Raw genomic sequence first — 16,374 nt, 5'->3', positions numbered from 1 at the left:
CTCCTTATTTCAGCTTCTGGCGCGCATCCTGCCAACTGTAGCAACTGGCATCCGGCACCAGCCGGAATTCAACCTGGTGCCCGTGCTGCGTCAACCAGTCAAAGGCGGCGATCTCATGCGCATTGACTGACTGATTGGGGCCAATTGTCGTGGTATCGGCGCGCGCGCTCATCGGGCCAACGTTAATTTTGCCGTTGGCATTGCGCAGGCTGATACCCGCTTCTTCGATGCGCATCAGCGTGACCGGCGATTTGCCAATCACGAAATAACGTTTCTCACTGGCGATGACTTTGGGCAGTTTCTCAATCGCGGTGGCGGTATCAAATAACCAGACTTTAGTGTCCTGCACCGCGCCTTTCATCACCGAGGAGAGCAGCGGATCGGCCGCGACGGCATCGTCAATGGCGACAATGCCGTCGCAGGGCAGCTCTTTGGCCCAACGTGTGACGAGCTGCCCATGAATAACGCGGTCATCGATACGGACAAAAGAAATACTCATAATGGTTTCCTTTAAAAATCATCTGACTGCACGGAAAAAACCGGGGCGGCCTTCGTCAGCGTGGGGGCGGTTAACGCCAGCAGCGTTTCGGCTGCGGCATGAACATCTGTGAGCGGGACTATCTCCTCGCTTAACAGCAGCATCGGGAGATTCATCCCCGCCACGACGGCGACGGGCGGAACCGTTTGTGGCGAAAAGGCGTGCTGGCAGGCGACATTCCACGGCGTGCCGCTTTGCATGTCGCAGAGCACCAGTACACCGTCAGCGCGTTGCCCCGCATCCGCCAGTACCTCGCAAAAGCGCGCTTTAAATCCTTCGATACCGTCCTGTTCGCTGAGCGTCACGGCGTAAACGTGCGGTAATTCGCCGTAAACCATTCGTCCGCTAGCGAGAAGCGCTTGTGCCAGAGGGCCGTGGCTGGCGACAATAATGTGGATCATCGGCTTATCCTCTTACCCAGGCTTTGATGGTCGCCAGTTGCTGACCGACGCTGTCGCCTGAAGGTGAAATTCGGTATTCCCCAACGGCGGCGGGGATGATAAAGGTCTCTGCATAGTGAACGACAAACGGGGCAAACGCGCCGCTCGGGCTGTCAACTACCGCTTGTGCGCCTTCGACCAGATTCAGAACGTTAACACCGCCGTGAGTATGATGTGTCACCGGCGTCGTAAACCAGTGGCGGCGGGTTTCGATAAACTCACGTTCATGCATCCCGGTTCTTTCTTCCCGCCAGCCGTCCCCTTCAGCGATGAGCTCAATGCGGTTGATCAGATTGTCGTGAACCCATTGCGTATCGCGCTGCCAGTCAATGACCTGTTGACCATGATCCAGATGGACGGGACGCGGCAATCCGTCCAGGCCCAGACGCCCCCAGTCCCACAGTTTGAAGGTAAAAATATAGGGCGTGGCGCTGATCTCCAGAACCATCGTCCCGGCCCCCGAGCAGTGCACGGTTCCGGCGGGGATGAGAAAGTGATCGTGCTTACGCGCGGGGATCTGATTGACAAAGCGTTCGTCATTAAAGGCTTTCTCGCCTCGTCCCGCCGCCCGCAAATCGTCCAGCATCGCTTCAGGCGCGATCCCGGTTTTCGTGCCCAGATAGACCACCGCATCGGGTTCTGCTTCGAGGATGTAATAACTCTCATCCTGGGTATAGTGCATACCAAATTGCTGCTGGATGTATTCGGTAACCGGGTGAACCTGAAAGCTCAAATTCTGACCGCCAATAGTGTCGAGGAAGTCAAAGCGAATCGGGAATTCCGCGCCAAAGCGAGCATGAACTTTCTCGCCAAGCAGGGCGCGGGGGTAGGTCAGCACCAGGTCCTGAGAGGGGATCTCGATCCGCACATGACCAAAACGCAGTAACAGGCTGTTTTCCTCGGGCACGCAATCAAAACACCACGCGTAATTGGGCGCTGAGGGATCGAGATCGAATTGTTGTTTCATCCACTGTCCGCCCCAGACGCCCGGATCAAAGAAGGGGGCGACGCGAAACGGTTGTGTGGTGGTTTGCTGCAACCCGGCACGTAGCGCTTCGCCGCTGACTATCACCGGCGCGTCTGCAACCGTGGTATCAAGCAAATAATCAGCGCGTTTAAGCAGCGGCGTTTTGTGTCGGTCAAAGACTCGCCATTCAATAAAAAAGGCGCGCTTATAGCGACGAAGAATATCTTCATCCTCGTTATCCGCTCCCCAGTTCCCCAGACCGTCATGACGCATTCGCTGTTGAATCTCCCAGCGTGGGAGATCGGCATACACCAGCACATCGCCGGGATGCGCCAGGGCCGCGCCTGACCCATAGACGATCACGAGACCGCTGGGGATAGCATCAATCTGTTGGTGCAACAGGTTGAGCCTGTGGGTATCAAAAAACTCGTCAAGATGGTGGCAGGAGAGAACGCCAAATACGCGGTCATCGGTCAGATTACGCGCCAGCAAATCATGCAGTGCCTGTTCATCACGGCGTGCGGATTCGATATTGACCACTAAGGCGGCGTTAAACGTCGTGACGAGCCGTTGTTCCAGTTCATCCAGTCGTACGCCCGGATAGCAATCGACAATCAGTATAGTTTTAGATGATTCGCAAACCCGGGCGTTAAGCACCGAATGGATCGCCGCCCAGCCTTCCCAGGCCTCGTCGTCATAACCCTGAACATCAACCTCAGGGAATTTATTGTAGGTTGTACGCATTTTCCGTCTCCGTATTGGCTAATTAAAGATTAATCGATTAACCTTATTTTCATAGGGTGGTTAACGCGATTAACCCGCCATAATCAGAAACCAGGGTGGTGAAAAGCACACCAGCGTGATGAGAATCACACGTATTGGGACCACATTGAGGTTATTCGATTAACCTTCAGGGAAAACAGGAGAAGTCATGACAACCATTACCCTGGCGCAGGTTGCGGAACGCGCAGGCGTCTCCACGGCGACCGTGTCGATGGTGCTGCGCAATCGGGGGCGAATTTCACAGGCAACGCGCGAACGCGTGCTAAAAGCGCTGGATGATTCTGGCTATGTCTATAACCAGACCGCAGCGAATTTGCGTAATCGCAGCAGTAATCAGGTTGGGCTCTTGTTGCATGATATTACCAACCCGTTTTATGGCGAGATGACGGCGGGACTCAGTCATGAGATGGAACGGCACGACCTGCTGCTGTTTCTGGCGAACAGCGAAGAGTCAGGTGAGCGTCAGCAAAAGTTTGTTGACTCGCTGATGCGTAATAACGCCTGTGGCATGGTGCTCTGCGCGGCGCGGGAAACGCCGGGCTCATTTTTTGAAGCGCTAAAACGGCGCAATATCCCCGCCATCATGGTCGTTCGCCCGCTCAGCGATCCGGATTTTGATTTTGTCGGCACCGATAACTTTCTCGGGACGCAGATGGCAACGACCCATTTAGTCAACATGGGGCATAAAAATATCGCCTTCATTGGCGGCAGTCCAAATTCAGGAAGTCGGGCGCAGCGTATTGGCGGATTTACCAGCACGCTACTGGAACATGGCATCTCGCCGAATCCGCAGTGGATCGTTGCCGCAGAGGCCAGCCAGATTGATGGCGCGAAAGTCGCAGAGGCTCTGCTGGTGCATCATCCGCACATTACCGCCGCCGTGTGTTATCAGGACATTGTGGCGCTGGGGGTGATGCAGGCGCTACGTAAAATGGGGCGTGAGCCCGGGCGTGACTTTGCATTAGTCGGGTTCGATGATATTACCGAAGCGGCGTTGGTTCAGCCTGCGCTCACGACCGTATCGGTGGCGGCAAAAGAGATCGGTCGTAAGGCGGGAGAGTTACTTTACAGTCGTATTCAGGGAAACGATGAGCCGGCGAAACGCATTATTCTGCCGCCGGCGCTGGTGGTCAGAGAATCATGTGGTTTTCGCTGATCGTCATGCTTTTTACTGATATCTCTCTGTGTTTATCATTAAATTCTAATTATCGACGTTTTTGGCTAGCGGCATGACGATGTGCTGGGTAATCTGAAAACGATTTACATCATTTTAACGTAAGAGAATAACTATGCATGATGCACAGGTCCGTGTCGCAATAGCGGGCGCGGGTGGCCGTATGGGCCGCCAGTTAATTCAGGCAGCGCTACAGATGGAAGGCGTTGCACTTGGTGCGGCGCTTGAGCGCGAGGGATCGTCACTGCTGGGCAGCGATGCCGGAGAACTGGCGGGCGTCGGGAAGACCGGCGTTACCGTGCAAAGTAGCCTTGAGGCGGTAAAAGGGGATTTCGATGTGTTTATCGATTTTACCCGTCCGGAAGGTACGCTGAATCATCTGGCATTTTGTCGTCAGCATGGTAAAGGGATGGTCATTGGCACCACCGGTTTTGACGATGCGGGAAAACAGGCGATTCGCGATGCCGCCCAGGAGATGGGTATTGTCTTCGCGGCGAACTTTAGCGTTGGCGTCAACGTGATGCTCAAGCTGCTGGAAAAGGCGGCGAAGGTGATGGGTGACTACACCGACATCGAAATCATTGAAGCGCACCACCGCCATAAGGTTGATGCGCCGTCAGGCACCGCGCTGGCGATGGGCGAGGCGATTGCCCATGCGCTGGATAAAGATCTGAAAGCGTGCGCCGTCTACAGTCGCGAAGGCTATACCGGCGAACGTGTACCGGGAACGATTGGTTTTGCCACCGTGCGCGCCGGAGACATTGTGGGCGAACATACCGCCATGTTTGCAGATATCGGTGAGCGCATCGAAATCACCCACAAAGCGTCCAGTCGTATGACTTTTGCCAATGGTGCCGTCAGATCGGCACTTTGGGTGAGTACAAAGCAAAACGGTCTTTTTGATATGCGAGATGTGCTTGATCTCAACAATTTATAGTCAATTATTACCTTTCGTGATGTGGTTATTGTAATCTCAATGCATTGATTACATAGGGCAATATTTTTATTGCCCTTTTATTTTGCACGTTTACGTCTGTTATCTTAATTAATGGCAAGAAAACTCATCTTTTCTCGCTGTTTTACGTTATCTTATTGTAAATTTTGACCATATGGTCCACTTTTTCAAAGCGTAAGACTGTTTTTCACGCATAATTGTTCACGCAAGCGTTTTCCTGCCAGGGTTAGGTGATCTTTTTGCCTGTTAAATTCGATGAATTCATCCTGAGTCGTAAAAGAATATAAAAAATACCGCCTTTAAGTTGACTTTTGCCTGCCTTATCTCCAGAATGCCGCCGTTTGCCAGAAATCCACGGGTAAGCAAATTTGCATTGATCTATGCTATGAAAGTGCATTAATATGCAAATAAAGTGAGTGAATATTCTCTGGAGGGTGTTTTGATTAAGTCAGCGCTATTGGTTCTGGAAGACGGAACCCAGTTTCACGGTCGGGCCATAGGGGCAACAGGTTCGGCGGTTGGGGAAGTCGTTTTCAATACTTCAATGACCGGTTATCAAGAAATCCTCACTGATCCTTCCTATTCCCGCCAAATCGTTACTCTTACTTATCCCCATATTGGTAATGTCGGCACCAATGCCGCCGATGAAGAATCCTCCCAGGTCCATGCGCAAGGCCTCGTCATTCGTGACCTGCCGCTGATTGCCAGCAACTTCCGCAATACCGAAGACCTTTCTTCTTACCTGAAACGCCATAACATCGTGGCGATTGCCGATATCGATACCCGTAAGCTGACGCGTCTGCTGCGTGAGAAAGGGGCGCAAAACGGTTGCATCATCGCGGGCGATAACCTGGATGCCGCGCTGGCGCTGGAAAAAGCAAAAGCGTTCCCGGGCCTGAACGGAATGGATTTGGCGAAAGAAGTGACCACCACGGAATCATACAGCTGGACGCAGGGGAGCTGGACGCTGGCCGATGACCTGCCGGAAGCGAAGACAGAAAGCGAGCTGCCCTTCCACGTTGTTGCCTACGATTTTGGCGCCAAGCGCAACATCCTGCGCATGCTGGTAGACAGAGGCTGTCGCCTGACGGTCGTTCCGGCAAAAACGTCGGCGGAAGAAGTGCTGAAGATGAATCCGGACGGGATCTTCCTGTCGAACGGTCCTGGTGACCCGGCGCCGTGCGATTACGCTATCGACGCGATTCAGAAATTCCTCGAGACCGATATTCCGGTGTTCGGCATCTGCTTAGGCCATCAGTTGCTGGCACTGGCAAGCGGGGCGAAAACCGTGAAAATGAAATTCGGTCACCACGGCGGTAACCATCCGGTCAAAGATATCGACAACAATACGGTGATGATTACGGCCCAGAACCACGGCTTTGCGGTGGATGAAGCGTCCATGCCGGCAAATCTACGCGTCACCCACAAGTCGCTGTTCGATGGCACCTTGCAGGGGATTCATCGCACCGACAAACCGGCATTCAGCTTCCAGGGCCACCCGGAAGCGAGCCCGGGACCTCACGATGCCGCGCCGTTGTTCGACCACTTTATCGAGTTAATTGAGCTTTACCGTCAGTCCGCGAAATAATCAGGAGTTAAGAGAGCCATGCCAAAACGTACAGACATAAAAAGTATCCTGATTCTGGGCGCGGGTCCGATTGTTATCGGTCAGGCGTGTGAGTTTGACTACTCCGGTGCGCAGGCGTGTAAAGCGCTGCGTGAAGAGGGTTACCGCGTCATCCTCGTGAACTCCAACCCGGCAACCATCATGACCGACCCGGAAATGGCCGATGCGACCTACATCGAGCCGATTCACTGGGAAGTGGTCCGCAAAATCATTGAAAAAGAGCGCCCGGACGCGGTGCTGCCGACCATGGGCGGTCAGACGGCGCTGAACTGCGCGCTGGAACTGGAGCGTCAGGGGGTGCTTGCCGAGTTCGGTGTGACCATGATTGGTGCTACGGCTGACGCGATTGATAAAGCAGAAGACCGTCGCCGTTTCGACATCGCGATGAAAAAAATCGGTCTCGACACAGCACGCTCCGGTATTGCCCATACGCTGGAAGAAGCGTTGGCGGTAGCGGCCGACGTCGGTTATCCGTGTATCATCCGTCCGTCCTTTACGATGGGCGGCACCGGCGGCGGCATCGCTTACAACCGCGAAGAGTTTGAAGAGATTTGTACCCGCGGTCTGGATCTCTCCCCAACCAACGAGCTGCTGATTGATGAATCGCTGATTGGCTGGAAAGAGTACGAGATGGAAGTGGTGCGTGATAAAAACGACAACTGCATCATCGTCTGCTCCATCGAGAACTTCGATGCGATGGGTATTCACACCGGTGACTCCATCACCGTTGCGCCTGCCCAGACGCTGACCGACAAAGAATATCAAATCATGCGTAACGCTTCGATGGCGGTACTGCGTGAAATCGGCGTTGAAACCGGCGGTTCGAACGTTCAGTTTGCGGTGAACCCGAAAAACGGTCGTCTGATTGTGATCGAGATGAACCCGCGCGTATCCCGCTCCTCGGCGCTGGCGTCGAAAGCGACTGGGTTCCCGATTGCAAAAGTGGCGGCGAAACTGGCGGTGGGTTACACCCTTGATGAACTGATGAATGACATCACCGGCGGTCGTACCCCGGCGTCGTTTGAGCCGTCCATCGACTATGTGGTCACTAAAATCCCTCGCTTCAACTTCGAAAAATTCGTCGGCGCTAATGACCGTCTGACCACCCAGATGAAATCTGTCGGTGAAGTGATGGCGATTGGCCGCACCCAGCAGGAATCTCTGCAAAAAGCGCTGCGCGGTCTGGAAGTGGGTGCCACCGGCTTCGACCCGAAAGTAAGCCTGGATGACCCGGAAGCGCTGACCAAAATCCGCCGCGAGCTGAAAGATGCTGGCGCCGAGCGTATCTGGTATATCGCCGATGCGTTCCGTGCGGGCCTGTCCGTTGACGGCGTGTTCAACCTGACCAACATCGATCGCTGGTTCCTGGTACAGATTGAAGAGCTGGTACGTCTGGAAGAAAAAGTCGTGGAGTTGGGCATCAACGGCCTGACCCCTGACTTCCTGCGCGCCCTGAAACGCAAAGGCTTTGCCGATGCGCGTCTGGCTAAACTGGCCGGTGTGCGTGAAGCGGAAGTACGCAAACTGCGTGACCAGTACAACCTGCACCCGGTCTACAAGCGTGTGGACACCTGTGCGGCAGAATTCGCCACCGATACCGCCTACATGTACTCCACTTATGAAGATGAGTGCGAGGCGAACCCGTCCGTTGACCGCGACAAAATCATGGTGCTCGGCGGTGGTCCAAACCGTATCGGCCAGGGGATCGAGTTTGATTACTGCTGCGTACACGCCTCTCTGGCGCTGCGTGAAGACGGTTACGAAACCATCATGGTCAACTGTAACCCGGAAACGGTCTCCACCGACTATGACACCTCCGACCGCCTCTACTTTGAGCCGGTAACGCTGGAAGACGTGCTGGAAATTGTGCGCATCGAGAAGCCAAAGGGCGTGATCGTACAGTACGGCGGTCAGACCCCGCTGAAACTGGCGCGTGCGCTGGAAGCGGCAGGCGTACCGGTTATCGGCACCAGCCCGGATGCGATTGACCGTGCGGAAGACCGTGAGCGTTTCCAGCAGGCCGTTGACCGTCTGAAGCTGAAACAACCGGCGAACGCTACCGTGACCGCGATTGAAATGGCGGTTGAAAAGGCGAAAGAAATTGGCTACCCGCTGGTGGTGCGCCCGTCCTACGTGCTGGGTGGCCGCGCGATGGAAATCGTCTACGACGAAGCTGACCTGCGCCGCTACTTCCAGACCGCAGTCAGCGTTTCCAACGACGCGCCGGTTCTGCTCGACCGCTTCCTTGACGACGCGATTGAAGTGGATGTGGATGCAATCTGCGACGGCGAAATGGTGCTGATTGGCGGCATCATGGAGCACATTGAACAAGCGGGCGTCCACTCCGGCGACTCCGCCTGTTCTCTGCCCGCTTACACTCTGAGTCAGGAAATTCAGGATGTGATGCGCCAGCAGGTGCAGAAACTGGCCTTCGAACTGCAGGTGCGCGGTTTGATGAACGTTCAGTTTGCGGTGAAAGATAACGAAGTCTACCTGATTGAAGTTAACCCGCGTGCGGCGCGTACCGTACCGTTTGTCTCCAAAGCGACCGGCGTACCGCTGGCGAAAGTGGCGGCGCGCGTGATGGCGGGCAAATCGCTGACCGAGCAGGGCGTGACCAAAGAAATTATCCCACCGTACTACTCGGTGAAAGAAGTGGTGCTGCCGTTCAACAAGTTCCCGGGCGTCGACCCGCTGTTAGGGCCAGAAATGCGCTCCACCGGGGAAGTGATGGGCGTAGGCCGTACCTTTGCGGAAGCGTTCGCCAAGGCGCAACTGGGCAGCAACTCCACGATGAAGAAACAGGGCCGAGCGCTGCTCTCCGTACGCGAAGGTGATAAAGAGCGCGTGGTGGACCTGGCCGCGAAACTGCTGAAGCAGGGATTTGAGCTGGATGCTACCCACGGTACTGCGATTGTGCTGGGTGAAGCCGGAATCAACCCGCGTCTGGTGAACAAGGTGCACGAAGGTCGTCCGCACATTCAGGACCGTATCAAGAATGGCGAATATACCTACATCATCAACACCACCGCAGGCCGTCGTGCAATCGAAGACTCCAGGGTGATTCGCCGTAGCGCGCTGCAATACAAAGTGCATTACGACACCACGCTGAACGGGGGTTTTGCCACGGCGATGGCGCTGAATGCTGATGCGACGGAGAAAGTGACCTCCGTTCAGGAAATGCACGCGCAAATTAAAAAATAAGCGGCGGCAGCATTAGCCTTTGTTTTAAAAACGGTTCCGGAAACGGAGCCGTTTTTTTATGCACTCAGTTCATTCCTGGGGGTATATTGCACGCCAGGGCGACTTTCAATGTAACAAGCAAGATTTGGCTCACACTAATGCGCCGCTAAGTTGCTTACTATTATTTAATCCCACAATTTCAATGTGGTCTTGTTTTGTATTTGATGGACAGGGCATAGCAAGATTTTTAATTTGTGAAATGGTGTGCTTATGTGTGAAGAATATGTTGAAAAACCGCTTTACCTGTTGATCGCTGATTGGGTGATGGCAGAAAAGCGTTGGGTGAGTGCGAAAGAGATTGCGAAGCACTTTAATATGGATCACTGCAAAGCGATCAATACCGTCTCTTATATTCTCGCTGAGGTCGGGGAAATTAATTGCGAGACTAAGACTATCCCTAATCAACTGGAAGGTCGTGGATGTCAGTGCCAGCGACTGGTCAGAGTGACACACATTGATCCACAACTGTATGCTCGTCTGGGGCATAGCGCGCAGGAGAAGATGGTCAACAAATCGCCGCGGATGTCGGCGGTGCCGCCGTCAGAACTGAACCGCGAGCAGAAATGGCAGATGATGCTGTCAAAAAGTATGCGTCGGTAATCTTTTGTTTGCCGGATGGCGCAGTGCCATCCGGCATGATTACATTGCCGATTTGGGCTTCACCTCGGTCGTGCCCTTCAGGCGCGGTCGGTTTGCTTCCACCGCCGTTAACGGCGACGTTTCCCGTAGCGATGCCCGACAGCGCACGGCGAGATCCTGATATTCCTGCGTATTCAGCCGTTTCCAGTACAGTTCCTGTTCGCTGACGTCACGAACGACGCGAGCCGGCGTGCCGACCAGCAACTGCCGCGCGGCACCGGTAAATCCGGCTTTGACGAAGCTCATGGCGGCGACAATGCTTTCGTCACCGATCATCGCACCGTCCATGATTACGCTGTTCATTCCAACCAGCGCGTCCCGGCCAATCACACAGCCGTGCAGGATGGCGCCGTGTCCGATGTGTCCGTTCTCACGTACCACCGTGTCCGTATCGCAGTAGCCATGCATGATGCAACCGTCCTGGAGGTTGGAACCCGCTTCGAGGATCAAGCGGCCATAGTCACCGCGCAGCGAGGCGAGCGGGCCGACGTAAACGCCAGCCCCCACGATCACATCGCCAATCAGTACCGCGCTGGGATGCACATACGCCTCGGGATGGACCACGGGAATTAAGCCTTCAAAGTCGTAGCAACTCATCGACATACCTCAATTGTTTTTTGCCGGATGGCGGCGTAAACGCCTTATCCGGCCTACAGGACAGCGTATGTTTTGCCGGATGGCGGTGTGAACGCCTTATCCGGCCTACAGGGCCGCGTATGTTTTGCCGGATGGCGGCGTAAGCGCCTTATCCGGCCTACAGGACAGCGTATATTTTGCCGGATGGCGGCGTAAACGCCTTATCCGGCCTACAGGACAGCGTATATTTTTGCCGGATGGCGTCGTGAACGCCTTATCCGGCCTACAGGGCCGCGTATATTTTGCCGGATGGCGGTGTGAACGCCTTATCCGGCATACAGGGCCGCGTATGTTTTGCCGGATGGCGGCGTAAACGCCTTACCCGGCCTACAGGACAGCGTATATTTTTGCCGGATGGCGGCGTAAACATATGGGCGGCGTAGGCCTGATAAGCGCAGCGCCATCAGGCATTACCGTCCCTTCCAGACCGGATCGCGTTTTTCAGCAAACGCCAGCGGCCCTTCGAACGCATCTTCAGAATGCAGTACAGAAGGATAGTGCTTCAGCACGCCGCTGCGGATGAAGCGATAAGCCTCTTCCACCGGCATTTCACTGGTTGCGCGGTAAATTTCTTTCAGTGCGGCGATCGCCAGCGGGGCGCTGTTCACCAGTTGTTGTGCCAGTTCACGTGCGCTGGCCATCAGCTCTTGCTGGCTGACCACGCGGTTGACTATCCCCCAGCGCTGAGCCTCTTGCGCATTCATGCGTCTGCCGGTCATGACCATTTCGTTGATGATTGCCGGGGGCAATATTTTCGGCAGGCGCAGAACGCCGCCGCTGTCCGGTACGATGCCAAGTTTGGCTTCAGGGAGCGCAAAACTGGCGTTATCGGCACAAACAATAAAGTCTGCCGCCAGCGCCAGTTCAAAACCACCGCCGAAGGCATAGCCATTGACGGCGGCGATCACCGGTTTGTCGAGATTGAATATTTCGGTCAGACCAGCGAATCCACCAGGACCAAAATCTGCGTCCGGCGCTTCACCTTCCGCGGCGGCTTTTAAATCCCAGCCGGCGGAAAAAAATTTTTCACCCGCGCCAGTGACGATTGCCACGCGCAGTTCGGGATCGTCACGGAAATTAAGAAAAACCTCGCCCATTTGAAAACTGGTTTTTGCATCAATGGCATTCGCTTTTGGCCTGTCCAGCATAATTTCCAGAATCGGCCCATTGCGGGTTAAATGTAAAGATTCACTCATGGTTCATCTCCAAAAATAGGATGTCTGGCAGGGCTATTCCTGCCTGTAGGGTTATTTCAGATTTTTTTTGATTATTTTTCCTGAACAATTTCGCGGCAGGTCGGTTCTAATCTCCATAATTGAAGGGACTTTAAATTTCGCCATATTTTTTTCACAGAAGCTGAAAAATTCCTCTTCACTGAGCGTTTCACCTTCGTTGAGTACCACAAAAGCTTTTATTGCCTCATCGCGAATTGAATCTTTAATTCCGATAACGACAATGTCCTGAATTTTAGGATGTGCTGAAATAATATTTTCCAGCTCTACGCAGGAGACGTTTTCCCCTCCGCGCTTAATCATGTTGCAGCGGCGGTCGACGAAATAGAAAAAACCGTCCTCATCGCGATAGCCGGAATCACCGGTATGCAGCCAGCCGGTTGGTTCAAGCGCTTTGGCCGTCGCGTCTGGTCTGCCGTAGTACTCTTTGAAAATCGTTTTACCCGGCACGCCCTTGATGCAGATTTCCCCAATTTCACCCACGGGCAGCGCGCGGTTCTGCTCATCGCGAATTTCCGCTTCGTAACAAAAACCGGGACGTCCGATGGAGGGCCAGCGTCGCTTATCGCCGGGGCGATCGCCGATGATGCCGACGATGGTTTCCGTCATGCCGTACGAGGTCAACAGACGCACCCCGAAGCGCTCAAGAAACGCGTCTTTTTCCTGCACCGACAGATTGAGGTAGTACATCACTTCCCGTAAGCGGTGCTCTTTGTCCAGCGGCGAGGCGGGTTGAACCATCAGCGTTCTGATCATCATCGGAATACATTCCGTGACGGTCGCACGGTATTTACGTATCTGTCCCCAAAAGGCGCGGGCGCTGTACTTCTCAATCAGCACAAAGGTTGCGCCTGCCGAAAAGGCGGCCATGGCGGCAGTGCACTGGCAGTCGATGTGAAACGCAGGCATCACCGTCAGGTAAACGTCGTCATCTCGCAGGGCGCATTGCCATGACGAGTAGTAGCCGGCAAAACGCAGGTTGTAGTGGGTGATCACCACCCCCTTAGGTCGGGAGGTGGTGCCGGAGGTAAACAGGATTTCGGCCATGTCGTCCGTGGACAACGCAGGGGTATCGCGCAATGTCGTCGGCTGCTGGTCCTTCAACAGCGTAAAATGGCTTACGCCGTCAGCCACAGGTAACGCTTCGCCAATCAGGCAGATATGGTTAAGCAGCGTTGCGTTTTCCTGTTGAATCTGGCGATACATCGGATAAAAAGCCGCGCTGGTCACCAGCAGCTGAACCTCGCTGTTTTGCAGGATCCACGTGCTTTCGTCGCGCAGCAGGCGGGCATTAATTGGCACCATGACCGCGCCAATTTTTGCCAGCCCGAACCAGCAAAAGAAAAACTCCGGGCAGTTATCCAGATGCAGGGCAACCTTATCGCCTTTGCGAATGCCCAACGCGTGGAAAAGGTTTGCCGTCCGATTGATTTCCTCGTTAAGCGAGGCGTAGCTGTACTGGCGCACGACCCCTTCACTGGATTCGCAAATCAGCGCCGTTTTACTGCCATATACCCCGGCCAGGTCGTCCCACATCTGACGTAGGTGTTGTCCGCCAACGATATCCATTGCACTCCTGTCCATCTTCACTGGCGATGCGCTAACCAGACTGCCCGGTCAGCGCGTCGCGTTTAGTTCTCAACCTTGGCCAGACCTTTACTGACCAGTTCCTTAATGTCTGCGTCGTTGTAACCGATATTTTTCAGAATGGCGGCCGTATCCATGCCATGCGACGGCATACCACGCCAGATTTTCCCCGGGTTGTTTTTGAATTTCGGCATGATGTTTGGCCCTTTGCAGGTGCGGCCATCCATCGTTTGCCACTGGGTGATGGATTCGCGGGCAACGTACTGCGGATTGCCTTCCAGTTCAGGAATGGTCAGCACTTTGGCGCAAGCGATGTTCAGCTCAGCGAAACGCGCCTGGACTTCCGCGATGGTGTGCGCGCCCAGCCACGCATCCAGTTTCTCTTCGACCAGCGGTCCGTACGGACACTCGACGCGATGAATTAACTGTGTTCCTTCCGGCACTTCCGGCGTACCGAGAATGTGGGCCAGGCCGATGTCTTTAAAGCATTCGGTGACCTGCGTAATCCCGACCAGCTCCATCACGATGTAGCCGTCGGCGCATTTATACAGCCCACAGCCGGCGTAGTAGGGGTCTTTACCTTTGGTCATACGTGGGCAAATTTCGCCGCCGTTGAAGTAATCCATCATGAAGTACTGACCCATGCGCAGCATCACTTCGTACATTGCGACATCGATACTTTCGCCTTTGCCGGTTTCCCGCACCTTATGCAATGCCGCCAGCGCGGCTGTGGTGGCCGTCATGCCAGAGAAGTAGTCGGCGGTGTAGGGGAATGCGGGCATGGGCTGGTCGACGTCGCCGTTTTGGATCAGATAGCCGCTGAAGGCCTGAGCAATGGTGTTATAGGCCGGAAGGTTGGTGTACTCCTCAGTACCGTACTGGCCGAAGCCGGACAGGTGAGCGATAACCAGTTTCGGGTTATGTTGCCACAGGACGTCATCGGTAATTCCCCGACGGGCAAATGCCGGACCTTTACTGGCCTCAATGAAGATATCGGTGGTTTCCATCAGCTTCAGAAACGCTTCCCGACCTTCATCTTTAAAAATATTCAGCGAGAGCGCGTGCAGATTACGCCGCGACAATTGCGGATAGTTTGGCTGAACGCGGATGGTATCGGCCCAGGCGACGTTTTCGATCCAGATAACTTCAGCGCCCCATTCGGCAAACATCTGTCCGGCGAACGGCCCGGCGATTTCGATCCCGGAGAAAACCACCCGTAGCCCGGCAAGCGGCCCAAAAGCCGGCATTGGTAGACGATCCATAAAATACTCCTGAATAATTTGTAGGCCTGATAAGACGCAAGGGTCGCCATCAGGCAATCGACGCCGGATGGCGGCGTAAACGCCTTATCCGGCCTACAAAACATGGGCCCGGTAGGCGCAGCGTCACCGGGCATGTCGCTGTCTTAACGGTATTGCTTCAGTACGGCACGGCCGAGCGTCAGGATCTGCATTTCGTCAGAGCCACCGGATACGCGGTCAACGCGCAGGTCACGCCAGAAGCGGGTGATACGGTGGTTGCCCGCAATCCCCACGCCGCCAAGGACCTGCATGGCGGTGTCCACCACGTCAAACGCGGCATTGGCGCAGAAGTATTTGCACATCGCCGCATCACCCGAGGTGATGGTGCCGTTGTCTGCTTTCCACGCCGCTTCCAGCAGCATGTTTTTCATGGAGTTTAATTTGATCGCCATATGGGCGAATTTCTCCTGGATCAACTGGAAACGACCGATGGTTTCACCAAACTGCACGCGCTGGTTGGCGTAGCGCGCGGCATCTTCAAAGGCGCACATTGCCGTACCGTAGTTGGTGAGGGCGACGAGGAAACGTTCGTGGTCGAACTCTTCTTTTACGCGGTTAAAGCCGTTACCTTCCCGACCGAACATGTCTTTTTCGTCCAGCTCGACATCGTCAAAGTTGATTTCACAGCAGCTGTCCATGCGCAGACCCAACTTCTCAAGTTTGTTGACCTTGATGCCGGGTTTACTCATGTCGACAAACCATTCGGTATAGATGGGTTTATCCGGGGAAGCGCCGTCTCTTGCCATGACCACGATATAAGGGGTGTAGGCGCTACTGGTGATAAAACACTTACTACCATTAAGATAAACCTTACCATTTTTGCGGGTATAAGTGGTTTTCAAACTCCCAACATCCGATCCCGCTCCCGGTTCGGTGATGGCGGAGTTCCACATTTGTTTCCCCGTTCCCTGGAACGCCATGATTTTATCGATCTGCTCCTGGGTGCCTTCGCGCAGGAAGGTATTAAAACCGCCCGGCAACTGGTACAGCACGTAGGTAGGCGCGCCGAGGCGTCCCAACTCCATCCAGACGGCAGCCACGGTGACGAATCCGGCTTCCAGGCCGCCATGTTCTTCCGGGATCAGCAGGCTATCGATGCCCATATCCGCCAGCGCTTTCACGAAACGCTCCGGATACACGCTGTCGCGATCGCACTCGGCAAAATAGGCTTCCCAGTTCTCACTGGCCATCAGTTCACGAATACCGGCGACAAACAGTTCCTGCTCATCATTGAAATTGAAATCCATCTTCT

The 16,374-nt window shown here is 54.6% G+C and carries 13 protein-coding genes; 5 read left to right on the top strand and 8 right to left on the bottom strand.

The window, feature by feature from the left end; all coding sequences use genetic code 11:
• Window positions 1-4 precede the first annotated feature (4 nt).
• Genes QQZ17_RS09540 through QQZ17_RS09530 form a run of 3 tightly spaced genes read right to left on the bottom strand, consistent with a single transcriptional unit; the run spans window position 5 to window position 2,689 of the window.
• Complete coding sequence (locus tag QQZ17_RS09540) at window positions 5-499, bottom strand: PTS system mannose/fructose/N-acetylgalactosamine-transporter subunit IIB (RefSeq protein ID WP_042323970.1); 495 nt, start codon at window positions 497-499, stop codon at window positions 5-7.
• A gap of 11 nt (window positions 500-510) precedes the next feature.
• Entirely contained in the window at window positions 511-939 is a 429-nt protein-coding gene (locus QQZ17_RS09535; RefSeq protein WP_152405924.1) for a PTS sugar transporter subunit IIA, read from the bottom strand.
• Between the two features lie 4 nt (window positions 940-943).
• On the bottom strand, window positions 944-2,689 hold the full coding sequence (locus QQZ17_RS09530; protein WP_152405923.1) for a class I mannose-6-phosphate isomerase: 1,746 nt from the start codon (window positions 2,687-2,689) through the stop codon (window positions 944-946).
• A 187-nt stretch (window positions 2,690-2,876) separates the two neighbouring features.
• Here QQZ17_RS09530 and QQZ17_RS09525 point away from each other — a divergent pair, with 187 nt between their 5' ends.
• The 5 genes from QQZ17_RS09525 to caiF all read left to right on the top strand — a co-directional run bounded on the left by QQZ17_RS09525 (window position 2,877) and on the right by caiF (window position 10,327).
• Window positions 2,877-3,884 carry a LacI family DNA-binding transcriptional regulator gene (locus tag QQZ17_RS09525; RefSeq protein WP_152405922.1) on the top strand — a complete coding sequence of 336 codons (1,008 nt, stop codon included), beginning with the start codon at window positions 2,877-2,879 and terminating at the stop codon, window positions 3,882-3,884.
• A gap of 133 nt (window positions 3,885-4,017) precedes the next feature.
• Window positions 4,018-4,839, top strand: a complete 822-nt coding sequence (gene dapB, locus QQZ17_RS09520; protein WP_152405921.1) for a 4-hydroxy-tetrahydrodipicolinate reductase — start codon at window positions 4,018-4,020, stop codon at window positions 4,837-4,839.
• Between the two features lie 457 nt (window positions 4,840-5,296).
• The gene (gene carA, locus QQZ17_RS09515; RefSeq protein WP_152405920.1) at window positions 5,297-6,445 is read left to right on the top strand and encodes a glutamine-hydrolyzing carbamoyl-phosphate synthase small subunit; all 1,149 of its coding nucleotides are present in this window, start codon (window positions 5,297-5,299) and stop codon (window positions 6,443-6,445) included.
• 18 nt (window positions 6,446-6,463) lie between these two features.
• Window positions 6,464-9,688 (top strand): carbamoyl-phosphate synthase large subunit, encoded by a 3,225-nt coding sequence (gene carB / locus QQZ17_RS09510; RefSeq protein WP_152405919.1) that lies wholly within the window; start codon window positions 6,464-6,466, stop codon window positions 9,686-9,688.
• Between the two features lie 249 nt (window positions 9,689-9,937).
• Entirely contained in the window at window positions 9,938-10,327 is a 390-nt protein-coding gene (gene caiF / locus QQZ17_RS09505) for a carnitine metabolism transcriptional regulator CaiF (RefSeq protein ID WP_152405918.1), read from the top strand.
• Window positions 10,328-10,366: 39 nt separating this feature from the next.
• Here the strand turns inward: caiF and caiE are convergent, their stop codons facing one another.
• The 5 genes from caiE to caiA all read right to left on the bottom strand — a co-directional run bounded on the left by caiE (window position 10,367) and on the right by caiA (window position 16,369).
• Window positions 10,367-10,963: a carnitine operon protein CaiE gene (gene caiE / locus QQZ17_RS09500; protein ID WP_152405917.1), complete on the bottom strand. Its 597-nt coding sequence runs from the start codon at window positions 10,961-10,963 to the stop codon at window positions 10,367-10,369.
• A gap of 449 nt (window positions 10,964-11,412) precedes the next feature.
• Window positions 11,413-12,198 carry a crotonobetainyl-CoA hydratase gene (caiD, locus tag QQZ17_RS09495; RefSeq protein WP_152405916.1) on the bottom strand — a complete coding sequence of 262 codons (786 nt, stop codon included), beginning with the start codon at window positions 12,196-12,198 and terminating at the stop codon, window positions 11,413-11,415.
• Window positions 12,199-12,249: 51 nt separating this feature from the next.
• The gene (gene caiC, locus QQZ17_RS09490; protein ID WP_152405915.1) at window positions 12,250-13,803 is read right to left on the bottom strand and encodes a crotonobetaine/carnitine-CoA ligase; all 1,554 of its coding nucleotides are present in this window, start codon (window positions 13,801-13,803) and stop codon (window positions 12,250-12,252) included.
• Between the two features lie 62 nt (window positions 13,804-13,865).
• Window positions 13,866-15,083 carry an L-carnitine CoA-transferase gene (caiB, locus tag QQZ17_RS09485; RefSeq protein ID WP_152405914.1) on the bottom strand — a complete coding sequence of 406 codons (1,218 nt, stop codon included), beginning with the start codon at window positions 15,081-15,083 and terminating at the stop codon, window positions 13,866-13,868.
• 143 nt (window positions 15,084-15,226) lie between these two features.
• On the bottom strand, window positions 15,227-16,369 hold the full coding sequence (gene caiA, locus QQZ17_RS09480) for a crotonobetainyl-CoA dehydrogenase (RefSeq protein ID WP_152405913.1): 1,143 nt from the start codon (window positions 16,367-16,369) through the stop codon (window positions 15,227-15,229).
• Window positions 16,370-16,374: the final 5 nt, after the last annotated feature.

Source organism: Citrobacter sp. T1.2D-1 (assembly GCF_950098555.1).
GTDB classification, from domain to species: domain Bacteria; phylum Pseudomonadota; class Gammaproteobacteria; order Enterobacterales; family Enterobacteriaceae; genus Citrobacter_A; species Citrobacter_A telavivensis.
The sequence above is the reverse complement of the archived record's forward strand: the minus strand, read 5'-3'. Positions and strand labels throughout refer to the sequence as shown.